Below are 17591 nucleotides of genomic sequence, written 5' to 3'. Positions count from 1 at the left end.
TTTAAACAGAAATTTATTTTTAGTGTTTAGGTTTTCTGCACGAATATAAATTTTATGTGAGACATAGGCGCAAAAAAATAAAAGTAAGAACCATATAATAAAAATTGTACTGTAGATCTCATTTGTATTTGTGGGAAAAAGTAGCGGCACACTAAAAATTGGGGTAACAGCAGGGATATAAAAAGCTAAAAAGTAGCTGAATCTTTGATTTAGAAAGTTCATAGCCATCATGGATGGGAAACTTAATAAAAATCCAGATAATAGAAAAGAGTAAAAAGGAGCAACTGTATTTGGCATCAACGAGATTTCTAAGTTAAGTATATAAATACCTAAACCCAGTAGACTACCTAAAATTAAACAAAAAACCTGAAATAATGTATTGATATGTTTAAATTTTTTTATTTTATATTGATATGTGACGTAAGTATTAAAAATAAAAAAAGACAAAATAAAAAAACTTGAAAGTGCCAACCAAATCGTTAATGCACTCGACGTTTTATGAAATAGACAAAAATAAATGAATACATCAGAAACACAGCTAAAAAGTAGCCATAGAAAAAAAATTCTAAGCTGTTTTGCGATCTTTCTTATATTGGATGAGTTGACACCATATGAAAGAAGCTCTTCCTGAACATCATTCATTTATCATTACACCTTTGTCATTTTAAGAAAAGCATTGAAATAATAATTTATTTTTTAGTTTTATTAATCAATAGGCTGTTTTAAAGCTAAAATACCGTGAAATGTATCAGATTGCAATAGTGATATGTGACTTGTTTTACTTTTTTATTTGTAATAATTCAAAATGGATAATGCGACAACTGGAGCTGTTTCAGTTCTCAATACACGGTTCCCGATGCACCAGTTTTTAAATCCGTAATCATTCGCCTGACTGATTTCAGCTTCACTGAGTCCACCTTCTGGACCAATCAATAGCACAATATCTTGGCTTGCATCTTTGAGCACATCAGTCTGTTCTTTTTCAGGTGCAAGAACCAGTTTTGTTACAGGTAATTCTGTTTGTAACCATTGCCCAAGACTGAGTGGTGCAAGTATTTCAGGAACAATATTCATTCCGCATTGTTCACAGGCTGCAATTGCGATCCCTTGCCAATGATCAATTTTCTTCTGATCACGGTCGTATTTTAAACGCATTTCACAGCGTTCAGAAGTCAACAGCTGAATTTTGGAAACGCCAAGTTCAACTGCTTTCTGAATTGCATAATCCATACGGTCACCTTTACTCATCACTTGCCCAAGTAGCGCAGTGAAGTGTGGTGTACGGTTGTCAGGATTAAAGGTGTCAACATGTACTGAAGCAGATTTTTTCGTAACATCTGCCAGAGTCACTGCATATTCACCACCTTGTCCATTGAACAAAGTGGCTTTTTCACCGACTTGTGCACGTAAGACTTTGACCCAGTGATGGAAAACTGTTTCAGTCAGTTCAACCGTAGTATCAACAGCTAAATCAGTTTCAATATAAAAACGGGGCATTCAGTCTTACTCGCAAATAGATGATTTAATTTTGAATTATGCTAAACCAAGGTCAAGTACAAGCTGACGGTTTGGTTCAGTGTGGTTCATGGTATAGAAGTGCAGACTTGGCGCACCACCTGCAATCAGGCGTTCACATAGCTTCACCACAACTTCATGACCAAAGGCTTTGATACTTGCAGAATCATCACCATAGGTAGCCAGTTGCTTACGAATCCAGCGTGGAATCTCTGCGCCTGTACCATCAGCAAAGCGAATCAGATTGCTTGCATTGGTAATCGGCATGATCCCTGGTGCAACTGGAATATCAATGCCTTCTTTTTGAATGCGGTCTACAAAGTAGAAATATGCATCTGGATTAAAGAAGAATTGAGTCAGTGCTGCATTTGCACCTGCACGGGCTTTATCACAAAAACGTTGAATGTCTTTGTCAAAGCTGTCGGCTTGCGGATGCATTTCAGGATATGCGGCAACCTCGATATGGAAATGATCACCTGAATGTTCACGGATAAAGCGAACCAGATCAGTTGCATAAGGCAATTCACCTAAACCAACTTGACCTGAAGGTAAATCACCACGAAGCGCTACAATACGGTCAATGCCTTGTGATTTATACAAATCTAGCAATTCAGCAATACGTTGTTTGCTGTCACCAATACAAGACAGGTGAGGCGCAACAGGTGTACCTTTGCCGTTGAAATCGTCCAGTGTAGACAAGGTGCGTTCACGGGTAGAACCACCCGCACCATAAGTTACAGAGAAAAATTCAGGATTCAGTAACTGAAGTTCTTGATGTACAACTTTAAGCTTTTCCGCACCTGCATCGGTTTTGGTCGGGAAAAATTCAAAAGAAATCGGGACACGTTTGGTCATGGTTAAATCCTTTTTTATCAATATTATTGATTGATTTTACCTCTCCTAAATCCTCTCCTGAAAGGAGAGGACTTACCCTCGATGACATACATTTGATAATGAATGTTCCCTCTCCTGAGCGTGCTTTAAGCATTGCTTTAAAGTTCAGCGCAAGAGAGGGCTAGGGAGAGGGTTAATATCAATTAATATTTATAAGACTCAGACTTAAACGGACCTTCAACAGTTACACCTAAGTAATCTGCTTGTACTTGAGTCAATTGAGTCAAGACACCACCGAAACCTACAACCATTGCAGCGGCAACTTCTTCATCCAGTTTCTTCGGAATAAGTTCTACACGGATCGCAGCTTGTTTTTGATCTTCAGGAAGATCAGCAAATTTCTCAGCAAATAAGTGCATTTGACCCAATACCTGGTTGGCAAATGAACCATCCATAATACGTGAAGGGTGACCAGTCGCATTACCAAGGTTCACCAAACGACCTTCTGAAAGAAGGATTAAGTAATCGTTTTCATTTTCTGTACGATACACTTGGTGTACTTGTGGCTTAACTTCAACCCACTTGTAACCACGTAAGTAGTTGGTATCGATTTCAGTGTCAAAGTGACCGATGTTACACACCACTGCACCTGCTTTTAATGAATCAAGCATTGCAGAATCACATACGTGATAGTTACCAGTCGTTGTTACGATCAGGTCAGTGTTTTGAAGAAGGTCAAGATTGATGTCTTCTTTCTTACCTGTTTGTACGCCATTTTTGTATGGAGAAACAACTTCATAACCGTCCATGCATGCTTGCATAGCACAGATTGGGTCAATTTCAGTTACACGTACAATCATGCCTTCCTGACGAAGTGATTGAGCAGAACCTTTACCTACGTCACCATAACCGATTACAAGCGCACGACGACCAGATAAAAGCATATCTGTACCACGTTTGATGGCATCGTTTAATGAATGGCGGCAACCATATTTGTTGTCATTTTTAGACTTAGTCACTGAGTCATTTACGTTGATTGCAGGCACTTTTAAAGTACCGTCACGGTGCATTTCATACAGACGTTGAACACCTGTAGTGGTTTCTTCAGTAATACCGTGAATTTTAGCAATCACTTGAGGATATTTTTCATGAACAAGTGCAGTTAAGTCACCGCCATCATCCAGAATCATGTTGGCATCCCAAGGTGTGCCATTTACATTAATCTGTTGTTCTAAACACCAGTTGTATTCTTCTTCAGTTTCACCTTTCCACGCAAATACAGGAATACCCGCAGCAGCGATTGCAGCAGCAGCATGGTCTTGAGTAGAGAAGATGTTACATGAAGTCCAGCGAACTTCTGCGCCTAATTCAACCAGAGTTTCAATAAGAACCGCTGTTTGGATTGTCATGTGGATACAACCCAAAATTTTTGCACCAGCAAGTGGTTTCGCAGCAGAATAGCGTTTACGAAGACCCATCAAAGCTGGCATTTCTGCTTCAGCAAGTTTGATTTCTTTACGGCCGTAGTCAGCAAGTGAAATATCGGCAACTTTATAATCTGTAAATGAAGCATTAACCGCGTTCATCACGATCTCCTTAAAATAGATAATTGATCATTATGTTCGCGGATGCCGTTGTTGGTGATTCTGAACAGAATACCGATGGTCGAGCCTAGCGATCTTACCATTTAGTGCCTGTAAGAAAGTCGCAGCATCCCTCGACTGCGAGCTATTGTACCGACATTTTGCTTTTGTTCCAATGTAGATTGTATTAAAAAGTATCAACTGTATTCAGGAGCAGGATGATGCCTTAAACTGCTCAGGCGATAAAAATAAAGCTGAAATCAATAGATGGATGAAAAGTTGGATAATTTAAAAGAAAACTTAGTTTTTGTATTGGGAGGAATCCTTGCAATTTTGGGGCTAGGTTTATTATTTTTTTATAGAGAAAATCTATGTTTGGTGATTTATGCCATCGTATTATATTTGCCTATTTATCTGTTATTGCTTCGAAAATATTTTAAAACCCATCGAATTTTATTGCACAGCTTTTCTATTTTTATTGCTTATGTGCTTTTACAAATTGTTTGGGGAGTTTCGCCTAAATTACAATTCAAAGAGTTTGAGTGGACGCATCCGCATTGGCAACCTGCCAGTCAGGTTCAACTTGTAGATACAAAATCAGAAGTTTATCGGCGTTCACGTAGTGTCAGTTATGCTTATATGAATGTGATTTATCAGTATGAATATCAAGGTAAAACGTATTCGACTGAACAAAGTGATTTGGTGCGACAGTATTTTTTGAAATTGCTGGGAGATGAACCTGCTGTCTTGCGTCAACTGTCAGCGTATAAGCTGAAAAATGAGTTTTTAAATGGTCAAGCAGTGGTTTTAGTGAATGCTGAAAGTCCTCAAGAATCTATATATTTTTATTCACAACGTTGGTTTGATTTACGTGGTTCATGGTTAGCCAAAATCTTATGGGGTTTACAACTAGTGTCAGCAGGTGCTGTGTTGGTTGTGTTTGGACTTGCGGTAAAAAAAGTAGTGAATCCACACAATACGATTCAAACATGGTCTAAACCTAAAAGATATTTATTTATTGCTATATTCTTTATCATCACATGGAGTGTTTTATTTGCGGGTTGGATTTTATTTATGTATCTTAAAAATGCACCTTAAGTTTAGTATTTTAAATGCGTTAATATTTGAAATTAAAAAAATGGAACATGATCATGAAAAGAATAATTTTACTCTCAGGCTTATGTTTTTCAACTTTGGCACTTGCCAATGATTCCACTGGCTATGTCAGTACAGGGGGAATCGAATATCTAAAAAATAAGAATATTGCGATGCAGAGTGAGGATTTATTTATCAGTAAAAAAATCATTAAAGTTGATTATCAGTTTAAAAACCTCAGTAAGCAGGATGTGACAGAAACCATCTTATTTCCATTGCCTCAGTTAGATAATTATCGTGATGGTGACTTTGCTCATACCGAAGAATTATTAAAAAGTTTTAAAGTTCAAGTCGATGGAAAAACTGTAGTGCCTCAAATGCATGTCAGAGCGTTTATGAAACCATTGAAAAATGGTGAAGTCGATGAGCGTGCAAAAGAAACAGATGTGACTGATGAATTTAAGCATTGTGGCTTTTCTGAAAAAGATTTGTTGACGCCTTGGATGGATGCTTCTGAAAGCAAGTTTTTTTCATCTAAAATTTTTAATTGTAAAATGCCAAAAATTCAAAAACTGGTACAAGGTTATACAAAAGATCAGGAAATTTATTGGACAGGGCAAGTCATTTATAGCTGGAAGCAAACATTTAAAGCCAATTCAGTTACACAAGTGAAGCATCAATACAAACCACTGGTTGGTGGTTCAGTTGCATTGTATGAAGATGAATATAATCAACAATATTGTATGGATGCTAACTTTAAAAAAGGTTTGAAAAAAGCGCAGTCAGAAAATTCCTCATTCAGTGCGTTGGGCTATATTTTAACGACAGGGGCGAATTGGGCAAAACCGATTGAAAATTTTAAATTAACCATTGAACGTGATCCAAAAGAATTGGTGTCATTTTGTTGGAAAGGGAAAGTCAGTAAAATTAGTCCAACACAGTTTCAGATGGTGGAGAAGAACTTTGTTCCTAAACAGGACTTAGATATTATTTATGTAAACTTACGCAATTAAAGAAGTGAGCATCAAACTCATTTAATATAAGTTTGATGCATTTATATTATTCGGTAGAGTCTTCAGCAGTATTTGCTTTTTCCGCCCAAAAATCCGCTTTTTCTTCATCTACGTCTACACCTAAACCATGTTCATAGATTGCAACAAGATCACGCATAGCTTGGACTTCACCTAATTTAGCTGCTTGTTCAAGCATTTCAATGGATTTAGCTACATCTTTTTCAACCACGTCACCACGACGGTAGAAATTTGCCAATTCAAAAATTGCCGCAGGGTGCTGATGTTTGACCGCTTGTTCTAACCAACGATGCGCATGTTCAAAGTAGGTTTTTGCTTCTTCAGGATCTTCTTCTAAAATGTCTTTGGCATAGACGGCATAACCTTCACCCAACCAATACATCGCCTCAACATGCCCCAATTGAGCTGCTTTGAGCGCCCATTCTTCAGCAAGTTGAACATATTCTTCATCATCACTTTCCATATAAATTTCAGCCAATTCAAACTGAGCAGCAGAATTTCCCATTGCAGCACGATTGAGAAGTGCAGGAGAAATAGAAAGTGGTTTAGACATAGACGTACCAATAAAATCAAAACAGTGACAAGACACTTAGAGTATAGCTGATTTTAAAACACTATTTTGCAATGAAAGCTTTGAAATAATCATCAACGAAACTAAAAATATAAGTTGTCTTCGATGGATGGAGATTTACTTCCACACAGGATGATGGGCAATTTCAACCAAGCGATCATTTTTCATCAAATAATAAACTTTTTCACATTGTTCTATCTTTTCTGAACGACGACCCATGGCGATCAGTAACTGGCTGTTAGCTTGATACTCATAATCATTCATTTGAAAACCATGCTTCTCAGAATAGCAGTCTGAAAAGCTTTGTTTAAAATAGCCGGCATGACCATTTTGTGCATTATAAAAAGCTATATTCGAACAACCGCCCCCACAACCAATAGGAGACAATACATATTTTCCTGCAAAATTGATCTTTTCATTTTTTAATTCAGTTAAGAAGGATTTATAGAGCTGGTTTGAACGGTCGATTTTTATCGCTTTGTATTTTCCTGTAAATGGTGCAGCGGGATAATTTTTGAAAGCAGGTAATGCAAAACTTAACTGTGGTAATAATGCAAGGCTAAATAAGGTGGGTATTGTAAATTTCATTATTATTTCTCATATCTAATGATGCTAAAACAGTACATAAAATGTACATTAACTTTTGAATTTTGTTTATATCTTGAAAGAAATCAAAAATAAATTATATAGGTGTTTTATGTTCATTCATGCTTTGGAGGCTAAAAAAATGGCAGCCAATTCTAATTTAGACATTGAACTTTATAAAACGCGGTTAGCTCAATTAATTATTGAAAATGCCAATCAGGGCAATACGGCAGTCTTTACGGTTTTACCGAAGCATTTAGCACTCGAAGATATTCGTGCATTATCTGCTGAGTTGACTCAATTGGGGTATCACATCAAATTTGAAGTAGATGAATTTTTTTATACATTTAATGTGTTTTGGAATTGATCCTAATCTTCGTTTGAAAATTAATCTTGGTTGGAAAAATAGGAAGCTCAAGTTGAACTTCCTATTTATGTTTATACCTTTAAAAGTTATTCAGCCTTTTGGTATTCATTAATCACTTCTAGCGCAGCACGAAATGCTTCTTGTGTTGCAGGCGCACCACAATAGGGAAGGCTATGTAAAAGCACTTCCTGTATTTCCTCTACAGTAGCGCCATTATTTAAAGCGCCACGAACATGACCTTTTAGCTCTGTTGGGCTTTTTTGTGCAGTTAAAAATGCGATGGTAATGAGTGAACGATATTTACGAGGTAGAACGCCTTCACGTTGCCAAGTTGAACCCCACGCATGCTCATTGATCCAGTCCTGTAGCGGTTGGGTAAAGGGAACAGTATTGTCTTGCGCACGTTTTACAAAACTTTCGCCCATAACTTCTGTACGGACTTTTAAACCATTTTCATAATCTTGTTGTGACATATTAAGTGCTCTAAATAAATTTTGATGATGTCGAAAGTAGTCTAAACCTGATTTTTTCAGTCGCGTATCAGTGATTAGTCTATATTGTTTGTAAATAAATGATGAAATCCGTGTAGAATGCGGGCTTGAAATTTCATGCATTTGACCAAATAAACAGAATAAGACTTAAAAATGCAGTTTTTTTCACAATAAATGTGAATTGTGAGTATTTTGATCATAAATGTGCAGTATTTATGATGTACCATTTTTTTTCGAAATGTCGTTATCACAGATCGTACGTTGACTGTGAAACGTTGAGGGCTGATACTCTCAGGGTTAATTTTAAGCAATTCGGTTCGTAAGGGATGGGATCACAAGTTCTGTCCTCTCAACATACTCAAAGCAAGGGGCTATATATGGCTGGTGGAAAGTCAACAATCATTTACACACTGACTGACGAGGCGCCATTATTGGCGACTTACTCGCTACTGCCGATCATTGAGACCTTTACTAAACCAGCTGGCGTAGAAATTGTCAAAACTGATATTTCTGTTGCTATCCGCGTGCTCGCAGAATTCACAGATTACCTCAGTGATGAGCAGAAGGTTCCAAATAACCTCGCAGAGCTAGGTCGTCTCACTCAAGATCCAGACACAAACATTATCAAACTTCCAAATATCAGTGCTTCTGTAGCGCAATTGACTGCTTGTATCAAAGAGCTTCAAGCAAAAGGTTATGCGCTTCCTGATTATCCGGAAAATCCGACGACTGAAGAAGAAAAAGAAATCAAGGCACGCTATAGCAAATGTCTTGGTTCAGCAGTAAACCCTGTACTTCGTGAAGGTAACTCTGACCGTCGTGCACCTGCTGCAGTTAAAAACTATGCGAAAAAACACCCACACTCTATGGGTGAATGGAAACAGTGGTCTCAAACTCACGTTTCACACATGGACGAAGGTGACTTCTACCATGGCGAAAAATCAATGACACTTGATCGTGCGCGTAACGTGAAAATGGAATTGATCACAACTGCTGGCGAAACAATCGTACTTAAGCCAAAAGTTGCACTTCAAGATGGCGAAGTGATTGATTCAATGTTCATGAGCAAAAAAGCACTTTGCGACTTCTATGAAAAAGAATTAGATGATTGTAAAGAAGCGGGCATTTTGTTCTCTTTACACGTTAAAGCAACCATGATGAAAGTTTCACACCCGATCGTATTCGGTCACTGTGTGAAAATTTACTACAAAGAAGCTTTTGAAAAACACGGTAAATTGTTCGACGAACTTGGCATTAACGTAAATAACGGTATGGCTGGTTTATACGAAAAAATCGCAACTTTACCGACATCTTTACGTGAAGAAATCATCGAAGATTTACACGCTTGCCAAGAACACCGTCCTGCATTAGCGATGGTTGATTCTGCTAAAGGTATCACCAACTTCCATTCACCAAACGACGTGATTGTAGATGCTTCTATGCCTGCAATGATTCGTGGTGGTGGTAAAATGTGGGGTGCTGACGGCAAACCTTACGACTGTAAAGCAGTCATGCCTGAGTCTACATTCGCACGTATTTACCAAGAAATGATCAATTTCTGTAAATGGAATGGTAACTTCGATCCACGTACCATGGGTACTGTACCTAACGTTGGTTTGATGGCTCAAAAAGCTGAAGAATATGGTTCACATGACAAAACTTTCGAAGTTTCTGCTGCGGGTGTTGCGAACATCACTGACTTAGAAACTGGTGAAGTATTAATGTCACAAAACGTGGAAGAAGGCGATATCTGGCGTATGTGTCAGGTGAAAGACGCACCGATCCGCGACTGGGTGAAACTTGCTGTAACTCGTGCACGTAACTCAGGTATGCCTGCTATCTTCTGGCTTGACCCGTATCGTCCACACGAAAATGAGTTGATCAAGAAAGTACAAAAATACTTGAAAGAGCATGACACTGCTGGTTTAGACATTCAAATCATGTCTCAAGTACGTGCAATGCGTTATACACTTGAACGTGTAGCGCGTGGTTTAGATACGATTTCTGTAACGGGTAACATTTTACGTGACTATTTAACAGACTTGTTCCCAATCATGGAATTAGGTACTTCTGCGAAAATGTTGTCTATCGTTCCGTTAATGGCGGGCGGTGGTATGTACGAAACTGGTGCGGGCGGTTCTGCGCCTAAACATGTACAACAACTTGTTGAAGAAAACCACTTACGTTGGGATTCTTTAGGTGAGTTCTTGGCACTTGCTGTTTCTTTAGAAGAAATGGGCATCAAAGAAAACAATCCACGTGCGAAATTGTTGGCGAAAACATTAGATCAAGCAACTGGTCAGTTGTTGGATAATGATAAATCTCCATCACGCCGTACAGGTGAATTGGACAACCGTGGTAGCCATTACTTCCTAGCGAAATACTGGGCTGATGCACTTGTTGCTCAAGACGAAGATGCTGAATTGAAAGCGAAGTTTGCACCTTTAGCGAAAGCTTTAGATGAAAACGAAGCTAAAATTCTTGAAGAGCTTGCTGCTGTTCAAGGTCAATCAGTAGATATCGGTGGTTACTATGCAGTAGATACTGCGAAAGTAAGCGCGATTATGCGTCCAAGTGCAACATTTAACACTGCACTTGAAGCAATCTAAGCTGACTCAGTTTAAATTTAAAAAGGCATTGGTAAAGTAACCGTTTTAAGAAACTTTACCGATGTACGAAAAAGCCGATGCAAATGCATCGGCTTTTTTTATTTTGAAAAATTGCCTAGATTTTATTTGGAATCATTCGTGAGACACCTCGGAACTCAGCAATAATTTCAGCATTTTGATTCGTCACGGTGATGTCATAAATTTCCGATCGCCCACTAGGGGCTTTAAATATGGCTTTGGCAGTTAATGTGTCACCCACTTTCCCAGGCTTGATATAGCTGATATTGCAATGTTGTCCAACAGCTGTCATTTCTGAATTGCAGGCGAGGGCAAAAGCACCGTCAGCAAGGGTGAAAATAACACCACCGTGGCAAGTGCCATGTCCTTGGGTATGTGCAGGAGTAACTGTAAGAGAAAGTTGCGCGGCTTTATGTGAGTAATGATCGAGTTGGATACCTAAATTTTGCATTACGGTATCATTGTCAAAAATAGCTTGTTGTAAATCTTGCGTCATAGTAAATCCTTTTATTGATACTTAAATATTTTATTTAATAAAATAATGTATCATAATTATCATTTTGGAAAAGACTTAGCAAGATTTTTATTTAATTTTGATTAGCAATAAAAAAGCCCACTTTCGTGAGCTTCATTCAATAACTATTAATATTTCGGCTTAACGACCATTACGTCCACGACCACGCGGTGCTTTGGTATTTGGACGAGTTGTACCATTGGTACGACGTTTCGGTTTCTCAGAGTCATCCATCTGCCAAATACGTTTAGTACCAGATTTTTTCACAGAACCATCTTTGTTCTTACGCACCATTGGCTTACCACCAGTACCGCCTGGTTTTTTCACATAAGAACGTGAACGATAAGGTTCTTCGGCAGGCACATTTTGGAAGTCTGGGTAAAGTAATGGTTCAATTTCTCTAGTTTCACCAGGTTTTAAACCCATTTGAACCAAATCGATTGCACCAATTTTGGTACGAATTAAACGTAAAGTAGGGAAACCAACAGCACCTGTCATACGACGCACTTGACGGTTACGACCCTCACAGATTGAGATCTCAACCCAAGATGTCGGGATATTGGCACGGAAACGAACAGGAGGATCACGATCCCATAACCATTCAGGTTGTTCAACTTTCTCTGCTTTTGCAGGAAGTGTCATACCATCTTTAAGTTCAATGCCTTTACGTAGTTGTTCCAGTGCTTCTTCAGTCACATCACCATCAACTTGAACCAAATAAGTTTTAAACTTTTTATTGGCAGGATTGGTAATAAACTGATTTAAACCACCATGATCTGTTAAAAAGACTAAGCCTTCGGAATCCATATCTAGACGACCCGCTAAACGCAAAGTCGAGTCATTGACATAGTCAGACATTGTCATATGTGCTTCGTCTTTACGGAACTGGGAGAGGACTCCGTATGGTTTATTGAGAATGACGATTTTCATAAAAAATGACTACTTAAATTACATAAAAAAGGTGTAAGTTGAGTTTTATTCAAAAGGGAAATGTGGTTATTCCCTGTATAAATCTCAAACAATACTAGAATTCGATTAGACTATTATGCGTGAAGTACAGTCGAAAGTAATGTGAATTGGTAAATATTTTTTAGAATGAGCCAGCAATAATAAAAGGGAGAGCCTACTCAATGGGTTATCAAAAGATCGTTGTACCTGCAGATGGAACTAAAATAACTGTAAATGCAGACTTATCACTGAATGTCCCCAATCATCCGATTATTCCTTTTATAGAAGGCGATGGGATAGGTGTAGATATTACTCCAACAATGAAAACTGTAGTCGATGCGGCAATTCTCAAAGCTTATGGTGGTAAACGTTCGATCGAATGGATGGAAGTTTATTGTGGTGAAAAAGCCGATAAAATATATGGCAGTTATATGCCAGAAGAAACTTTTGAAGCTTTACGTGAATATGTTGTGTCAATTAAAGGGCCATTAACCACACCAGTCGGTGGGGGTATTCGTTCGCTAAATGTTGCACTTCGACAAGAATTAGATCTCTATGTTTGTGTGCGTCCAGTGCGTTGGTTTAAAGGTGTTCCATCACCTGTACAGCATCCTGAACAAACTGATATGACGATTTTTAGAGAAAATTCTGAAGATATTTATGCAGGGATTGAATGGAAAGCGGATTCTCCTGAAGCGAAAAAGGTGATCAAATTTCTAAAAGAAGAAATGGGTGTTACCAAGATACGTTTTGAAGAAAACTGTGGTATCGGGATTAAACCTGTATCCAAAGAGGGGACGCAACGTCTGGTTCGTAAAGCTATTCAATTTGCTATTGATAATGATAAGCCTTCTGTGACGTTGGTTCACAAAGGTAATATCATGAAATATACGGAAGGTGCATTTAAAGAGTGGGGCTATGAGCTTGCAATTGATCGCTTTGGTGGCGAGTTGATTGATGGAGGTCCTTGGGTGAAAATTAAAAATCCAAAAACAGGCAAAGATATTGTAATTAAAGATGTTATCGCTGATGCTTTTTTACAACAAATTTTGATGCGTCCTGTGGATTATTCTGTGATTGCAACATTAAATCTCAATGGTGATTATATTTCCGATGCACTTGCTGCTGAAGTTGGGGGAATCGGTATTGCTCCGGGTGCAAATATTGGCGGAGCTGTTTCTGTTTATGAAGCGACACATGGCACAGCGCCTAAATATGCAGGGCAGGATAAAGTAAATCCAGGTTCGATTATTCTTTCTGCTGAAATGATGCTACGTGATATGGGCTGGATTGAAGCTGCTGATTTGATTATTAAAGGTATTTCTGGTGCAATTGCAGCAAAGACAGTGACCTATGATTTTGAACGCTTAATGCAAGGTGCTAAATTGCTTCGTTGTTCTGAGTTTGGACAAGCCATAATTCAGCATATGGAAGATTGATTAAAATATTGATTTTAATATCATGGTTTTTTAGGGCTTGCGATGTGCAAGCCTTTTTATTGATCGGGTTATAGCACGTAGGATATTTAGAAGTACATCAACATACAAGATAAATTAAGATACTATTCCATTAAAAATGGATACCCTAATTGATCCAGTAGAGGTAGGATGAAATAGTTGTAAGTTTAAAAAGTATGTTCAAGGTTTAATTTATGAATGAAATGCAAAAAGCAGCAGCTGGGCTTCTTTATGATGCAAATAATGATGCTCCTATATTAGAAATGCGACATCAAGCTAAAGTGAAATTGCATGAATTTAATTATTTAAGCCCAGAAAAAAAGAATGAAAGAGAGGGAATTTTAAAAGTATTATTGGGGAAAATTGAGGATGGTTTTATTATTGAAGGTCCATTTCATTGTGATTATGGTTTCAATATTGAAATTGGTCGTAATTTCTATGCCAATGTAAACTTGGTGATTTTAGATGGTGCAAAAGTCACGATAGGTGACAATGTTTTCATCGCGCCCAATGTGGGGATTTACACAGCGGGACACCCAATTGATAAAGTGCAGCGAAATCAAGGTTTGGAATATGCCTATCCAATTAGCATAGGAAATAATGTTTGGATTGGAGCGGGTGTTTCAATCATGCCTGGAGTGACAATTGGTGATGATACTGTGATAGGAGCGGGTAGTGTTGTGACTAAATCTATACCATCAAAAGTTGTGGCTGTAGGGAACCCTTGCAGAGTGATTCGAGCAATAGAAGGTTGATATAAAAGAATTTGTTTAAAAGGATTGGATCTTAAAGAAAATTTTTAAACGAATAGCAGAATCAAGTGTTCAAATAATGATTGATTTTACAATTGAACGGTTGGATGGTTTTATTCAGGTACTTTGGTTTTTTATCCAAGTGTTTTGCTTGAGTGTAAAATAGACCTCTCAACATCGGTGCTATTTATTTGATATAAAAAGTTTTATGACAAAATAATGCCTAAGTTGCCAAAAAAAGTCATTTTAACTCACATATTGTTAGTCAAAATTAAAAAGAATAATGTAAATAGCAGCTTAGTCTATTTTTTGATATTTTGACGAAACTTATAGGGAGTTTCGGCAGTGAAAAAAATATTATTCATTGGTTTGAGTTTGGCTTTTTCACACAGTGTTTTTGCAAAAGATGTGCATAAATGTATTGTGAATGGTTCTGTGACTTATCAATCACGTCCATGTGCTGGAACCATTACGCCTAATCAGCAACAACAAATGCAACAAAAGTTGGTGCAGAGAACAGCAAGTCAAAATGCAAAAATGCGTGAACTCCAAAAGTTGAATCAAGCTCAGGCTCAACCTGTACATCAGTATTCGCAATCACAACATCTACAACGCCGTTCAGATAATGGTACAAGCAATCAGATTCCAGATAGTGTTGAAGGTAAAAAGAAGAGTTTGGCACTTGCTCAAGATGCTTATCAAAAAACCAAAAATCGTTAATAGACCTCAAATATAGTTAAAGCTATTTTAAAACAAGCATTGCTAGGTTAAACAACGCGATGCTTTGTCATTACACTTCTGTTATATTAGTCGAAATGGTGATTGATTGAAGACAGAAGCTGATGACGCAAGTAGAAGCAAAGAAGAAGAGGAAGTTGTTTATTTTAGCAACTTTGGGTTTGTTGATTCCTATATTTATACTCTCGATGGCTTTTTTTGCTGCTAAAAGTGATGCTGAAACCAAGAAAGAATACGATAAGTTACGCTTAGAGCAAGAAGCCAAAGTAGAACTTCGCAAGCAAGAGCAAAGAAAAAATGAACAAGCTAAGTTGCTAGAAGATACTCAAAATCAAAGTTAATTTATCATTCTCATTTCTTTTGATTTTTAATCTGAATATATTTTTCACATTGAAAATAAAAAACCGCCAATTTGGCGGTTTTCTTTTTGTTCTAAAAGTTAGAACTTATTTGTTTTTGTCTTTTAACTGAGGAACAGCAGAACCTGTACCTACAGCCAATAAACCTGAATTTGTATAAATACCAAGTTTTGCGCGTGTATCCGTAATATCAAGGTTACGCATTGTCAACTGACCGATACGATCCATAGGTGTAAACATTGAATCACCTTTTTCCATCGTTAAACGCTCAGCTTCATAAGTGAGGTTTTCAGATTCAGTGTTCATAATCGTGTAGTCATTCCCACGACGAAGTTCTAAAGTCACAGTACCTGTGATTGCTTTAGCAACCCAACGTTGAGCAGTTTCACGAAGCATCAATGCTTGAGAATCGAACCAACGACCTTGATACAATAAACGACCTAAACGTAAACCGTTGATACGGTATTGTTCAATGGTATCTTCGTTATGAATACCAGTCACAAGACGTTCATACGCAATATGAAGAAGTGCCATACCTGGAGCTTCATAGATACCACGAGATTTCGCTTCGATGATACGGTTTTCAATTTGGTCAGACATACCTAGACCATGACGACCACCGATACGGTTCGCTTCAAGAATGAACTCAACAGGATCTTCGATACGTTTGCCGTTTAATGCAACAGGGAAGCCTTCTTCGAAAGTCACTGAAACTTCTTCAGCGTCGATTTTTACATCGTCTTTCCAGAATGCAACACCCATGATTGGGTCTACAATTTTGATACCTGCATTGAGGTACTCAAGATCTTTTGCTTCGTGTGTAGCACCTAACATATTCGAGTCAGTTGAATATGCTTTCTCTTTCGACATTTTGTAGTCAAAACCATTGTCGATAAGGAATTGTGACATTTCCGCACGACCACCCAATTCATCAATGAATTGTTGATCTAACCATGGTTTGTAAATTTTAAGCGCAGGGTTGGTCAATAAACCATAACGATAGAAACGTTCAATATCGTTTCCTTTATAAGTAGAACCATCCCCCCAGATGTTTACGTCATCTTCTTTCATTGCTGTAACAAGCATCGTACCTGTTACTGCACGACCTAATGGAGTCGTGTTGAAATAAGGAACGCCACCTGTGCTGATATGGAATGCGCCACATTGAATCGCAGCAATACCTTCTAATGCAAGTTGTAAACGGCAGTCAACTAAGCGAGCTTTAACAGCACCATAAGCTTCAGCTTTACGTGGAATTGCATCGTAGTCATCTTCATCAGGTTGACCTAAATTTGCTGTATAAGCATAAGGTTCTGCGCCTTTTTGTTTCATCCACAATAAAGCTGCTGAAGTATCTAGACCACCAGAAAAGGCGATACCAACTTTTTTGCCTACTGGTACATTCTGCAAGATCGTTGCATTATCAGTCATTGCTAGTCCTAACTATTTAACATAGGCACCACAAAAGCGGGTCGCCCGAAAGAATTTTATAAACGCAGTATTATAGCACTTCTCACAGCAATTTTTTTCACGTTCTGAATGGAAATTATTTTTTTTCATTTGAAAATTAGATTAATATCGCTGAAATATACGTTTTTACGATAAAAATAATCCTTGGAAAATTTGATGCTCAATCTTAAAAATAAATATCTCTCATATTTGCATATTCTTGTTGCTGTGATCGTGGCGATGGATACTTTTTATTTAATTTACCTGTCCATCAGTAATGGTGTTCAAGATGCAGCTTATTTAACAGGTGGCTTGGTTGGTAAGCTTTGCCTTATTGTTATTCATTATATGTGTTCGAGAGAAGTGCAACATGGAAGTACGATTGGGCGTATAGCCTCTATTTTCTTCACATTATTTGTCTTAGCTGCATTTCCGATTGGAACAGTAATTGGTATTTTCATGTTGTTTTTCTCTATTTTTAAATGGGAGAAGAATTAACGATTCTTAAAAAAACAGGTGAATAATAATATAAATTTTAACAATAACATGACGCTTTATTGCTCTTGATTTAAGGGGAATACATTTGCAATAAGCGGATAAAAGATAATTCAACTTGAATTTTATCTTGATTTTTCTTATGTTTAATAAAGTCTTTATTAAATTATGCCTATAATT

18 protein-coding genes are annotated in these 17591 nt (G+C 37.7%); 9 read left to right on the top strand and 9 right to left on the bottom strand.

Annotation, left to right across the window (positions count from 1 at the left end; translation table 11 throughout):
* Positions 1–786 precede the first annotated feature (786 nt).
* From EXE10_RS03210 to ahcY, 3 genes are all read right to left on the bottom strand, one after another.
* Positions 787–1497, bottom strand: coding sequence for a 16S rRNA (uracil(1498)-N(3))-methyltransferase (locus tag EXE10_RS03210; RefSeq protein ID WP_130112334.1), 711 nt, complete (start codon positions 1495–1497; stop codon positions 787–789).
* Between the two features lie 36 nt (positions 1498–1533).
* Positions 1534–2370, bottom strand: a complete 837-nt coding sequence (metF, locus tag EXE10_RS03205) for a methylenetetrahydrofolate reductase [NAD(P)H] (protein ID WP_068975269.1) — start codon at positions 2368–2370, stop codon at positions 1534–1536.
* A 182-nt stretch (positions 2371–2552) separates the two neighbouring features.
* On the bottom strand, positions 2553–3935 hold the full coding sequence (ahcY, locus tag EXE10_RS03200) for an adenosylhomocysteinase (protein WP_087553530.1): 1383 nt from the start codon (positions 3933–3935) through the stop codon (positions 2553–2555).
* A gap of 276 nt (positions 3936–4211) precedes the next feature.
* On the opposite strand from ahcY, the gene EXE10_RS03195 reads away from it, so the two are divergent.
* The gene (locus tag EXE10_RS03195) at positions 4212–5030 is read left to right on the top strand and encodes a hypothetical protein (protein WP_130112333.1); all 819 of its coding nucleotides are present in this window, start codon (positions 4212–4214) and stop codon (positions 5028–5030) included.
* 53 nt (positions 5031–5083) lie between these two features.
* Positions 5084–6040, top strand: a complete 957-nt coding sequence (locus EXE10_RS03190; protein WP_130112332.1) for a DUF4424 family protein — start codon at positions 5084–5086, stop codon at positions 6038–6040.
* Between the two features lie 46 nt (positions 6041–6086).
* Here the strand turns inward: EXE10_RS03190 and EXE10_RS03185 are convergent, their stop codons facing one another.
* Together EXE10_RS03185 and EXE10_RS21860 are read right to left on the bottom strand one after the other, a co-directional pair.
* Positions 6087–6611, bottom strand: coding sequence for a tetratricopeptide repeat protein (locus EXE10_RS03185; protein WP_130112331.1), 525 nt, complete (start codon positions 6609–6611; stop codon positions 6087–6089).
* A gap of 135 nt (positions 6612–6746) precedes the next feature.
* Complete coding sequence (locus EXE10_RS21860; protein WP_228256771.1) at positions 6747–7217, bottom strand: hypothetical protein; 471 nt, start codon at positions 7215–7217, stop codon at positions 6747–6749.
* A 109-nt stretch (positions 7218–7326) separates the two neighbouring features.
* On the opposite strand from EXE10_RS21860, the gene EXE10_RS03175 reads away from it, so the two are divergent.
* Positions 7327–7581, top strand: a complete 255-nt coding sequence (locus EXE10_RS03175) for a hypothetical protein (RefSeq protein ID WP_068975263.1) — start codon at positions 7327–7329, stop codon at positions 7579–7581.
* Positions 7582–7667: 86 nt separating this feature from the next.
* Here the strand turns inward: EXE10_RS03175 and EXE10_RS03170 are convergent, their stop codons facing one another.
* On the bottom strand, positions 7668–8054 hold the full coding sequence (locus EXE10_RS03170; RefSeq protein ID WP_068975262.1) for a carboxymuconolactone decarboxylase family protein: 387 nt from the start codon (positions 8052–8054) through the stop codon (positions 7668–7670).
* 395 nt (positions 8055–8449) lie between these two features.
* Here EXE10_RS03170 and EXE10_RS03165 point away from each other — a divergent pair, with 395 nt between their 5' ends.
* Positions 8450–10681, top strand: a complete 2232-nt coding sequence (locus tag EXE10_RS03165) for an NADP-dependent isocitrate dehydrogenase (RefSeq protein WP_068975261.1) — start codon at positions 8450–8452, stop codon at positions 10679–10681.
* 115 nt (positions 10682–10796) lie between these two features.
* On the opposite strand, the gene paaI is transcribed toward EXE10_RS03165, so the two are convergent.
* Positions 10797–11195, bottom strand: a complete 399-nt coding sequence (gene paaI, locus EXE10_RS03160; protein ID WP_130112330.1) for a hydroxyphenylacetyl-CoA thioesterase PaaI — start codon at positions 11193–11195, stop codon at positions 10797–10799.
* A 159-nt stretch (positions 11196–11354) separates the two neighbouring features.
* Positions 11355–12143, bottom strand: coding sequence for a pseudouridine synthase (locus tag EXE10_RS03155; protein ID WP_130112329.1), 789 nt, complete (start codon positions 12141–12143; stop codon positions 11355–11357).
* Positions 12144–12343: 200 nt separating this feature from the next.
* Here EXE10_RS03155 and icd point away from each other — a divergent pair, with 200 nt between their 5' ends.
* The 4 genes from icd to EXE10_RS03135 all read left to right on the top strand — a co-directional run bounded on the left by icd (position 12344) and on the right by EXE10_RS03135 (position 15449).
* Positions 12344–13600, top strand: coding sequence for an NADP-dependent isocitrate dehydrogenase (gene icd / locus EXE10_RS03150; RefSeq protein WP_130112328.1), 1257 nt, complete (start codon positions 12344–12346; stop codon positions 13598–13600).
* A gap of 212 nt (positions 13601–13812) precedes the next feature.
* Positions 13813–14373, top strand: coding sequence for a sugar O-acetyltransferase (locus tag EXE10_RS03145; protein ID WP_130112327.1), 561 nt, complete (start codon positions 13813–13815; stop codon positions 14371–14373).
* A gap of 342 nt (positions 14374–14715) precedes the next feature.
* Positions 14716–15090, top strand: coding sequence for a DUF4124 domain-containing protein (locus EXE10_RS03140; RefSeq protein WP_130112326.1), 375 nt, complete (start codon positions 14716–14718; stop codon positions 15088–15090).
* Positions 15091–15212: 122 nt separating this feature from the next.
* Positions 15213–15449 (top strand): hypothetical protein, encoded by a 237-nt coding sequence (locus EXE10_RS03135; protein WP_068974942.1) that lies wholly within the window; start codon positions 15213–15215, stop codon positions 15447–15449.
* A 105-nt stretch (positions 15450–15554) separates the two neighbouring features.
* On the opposite strand, the gene argG is transcribed toward EXE10_RS03135, so the two are convergent.
* Positions 15555–16898, bottom strand: coding sequence for an argininosuccinate synthase (gene argG, locus EXE10_RS03130; RefSeq protein WP_068974943.1), 1344 nt, complete (start codon positions 16896–16898; stop codon positions 15555–15557).
* A gap of 195 nt (positions 16899–17093) precedes the next feature.
* Here argG and EXE10_RS03125 point away from each other — a divergent pair, with 195 nt between their 5' ends.
* Positions 17094–17414, top strand: coding sequence for a hypothetical protein (locus EXE10_RS03125; protein WP_130112325.1), 321 nt, complete (start codon positions 17094–17096; stop codon positions 17412–17414).
* Positions 17415–17591: the final 177 nt, after the last annotated feature.

The sequence above is a fragment of the Acinetobacter sp. WCHAc060033 genome, assembly GCF_004209125.1.
Classification (GTDB): Bacteria; Pseudomonadota; Gammaproteobacteria; order Pseudomonadales; family Moraxellaceae; genus Acinetobacter; species Acinetobacter wuhouensis.
Note: the sequence above shows the minus strand (reverse complement) of the source record. Positions and strands in the feature narration are given on the sequence as shown.